Source organism: Photorhabdus sp. RM322S, from assembly GCF_042879395.1.
Classification (GTDB): Bacteria; Pseudomonadota; Gammaproteobacteria; order Enterobacterales; family Enterobacteriaceae; genus Photorhabdus; species Photorhabdus khanii.
On the sequence record NZ_JBHFKW010000120.1, the window covers coordinates 1 to 1,512 of the forward strand.

Genomic DNA, 1,512 nt, shown 5'->3' on the forward strand with positions numbered 1-1,512 from the left:
CCTATATAGGCCCTATTTTCTATTTTTTAGGTGTTTCAGGCCACTGGATTCTATCAGGTTGAGAAGTATCTACTCTACTTAATAAAACTCTGTATTTTTTCCATGCCATTAATTGCTCAATTTCTTTATCTGTTGCTATATCTAAATCAATGGCATCTTGTAGAGGTTGGATAGTCATGTTGATTACAGCCATTTTTTCTATTTTATTGCTTTCAGTTATCCGTATTTTTTCTTCTAACGAATATATACGCGGAATTATTTTCTTACCATTAAAAAACCATATACCAGAGATATCAAGGCATTCTGGTATATTCTTTGGTTCTAATTCCGCTACAGATAAATATATTGGAAAAAGACTGGATATGTCTTTTGATAATGAAGTGATTATTCCTGCTTTATTAAACGTAAATTTAATCGTTTCTTCTGCAAATTTCTTTTGAATTTTATACCAGTCGTTCCCCTTATCATCTTTTAAATATTGAACATATGGGATACCATCTTTTGGGGTATAAGGGGTAAAAATCTCAGTTATCATAACATTCACCTAAATAGTTGATATTGTTACCCATGCATTATTGATATATGCCTGCACTGGGCGATAATGCACTCCTGCAAGATGTTGCCTTCCGGAGCTCCACATTGTTGTACTCATACCAACAAGAACATTACCAGCAGGCGCAGTCCAGCTTTTTGTTTCGTTTGTCCAGCCACCTTCGGTAGCTACACTACCAAGACGCAGGTTTGCTACCCCTATATTAGTTTTGTCTACATACCGACTATCAGATTCCGCTTTGGTATATACTCCCACATCAGTTGCAGAAGGTTTGTTTTTCGTACTATATTGAATAGTCCAGGATAAATATTTTGCCGGCCCATCCCATGTCTGTCGCGTTGCAATATCCCCGTGGTGGGAATAATATGTTTGATGAATTTGTTGATCATTATTTCTAAATACAACAAGAAATCCATACGAGTAAATTTTATAACCGTTATAAACAGGTAAGTCTGTTACAGAATTAGGATCAGCTATATATACAATATAGATACCAGTTTCACGTATGTCCGTGAATTTGCCATTATCGGTTACACCGTTGCGTACACCCGGAAACGCCCCCAATTCCTCCAGTGACGGCTTGTTTATCGAACTATATACTCGAATACCAGGTGCTTCATACACTCCTTTGCCGGAAACATATCCTGTTGCATCCACATTCCCATTGACAAGACCACCTGATTTTAGATACGCACCTTTTGCCAAATTTACGGTTTCCGCAATATCGCTCGTATAAACACATTCACCTCCCGGTCTTGCACCATTATTATTGGAAAATTGTGCAAATAACCGCCCGGATGAGTTAACCCAGATCTGACCATAGTCGCTATCACCAATGCTAACCCCTTTTGCATAATTAGTAGATTCCCCACCACGGAACGGGCCGTTATATCCCAATGTTGGTATTTCATCAATGGATCTCAGCATGGGGTAAGCCCCCACATCCCCCGCATTCAAAT

Annotated in this window: 2 pseudogenes; both read right to left on the reverse strand. The window is 38.5% G+C overall.

Annotation, left to right across the window (positions count from 1 at the left end):
* Positions 1-19: 19 nt before the first annotated feature.
* A pseudogene (locus ACGF63_RS22815) lies at positions 20-427 on the reverse strand (tail fiber assembly protein); the annotation flags it as partial.
* A 117-nt stretch (positions 428-544) separates the two neighbouring features.
* Positions 545-1,512: pseudogene (locus tag ACGF63_RS22820) on the reverse strand (hypothetical protein); the annotation flags it as partial.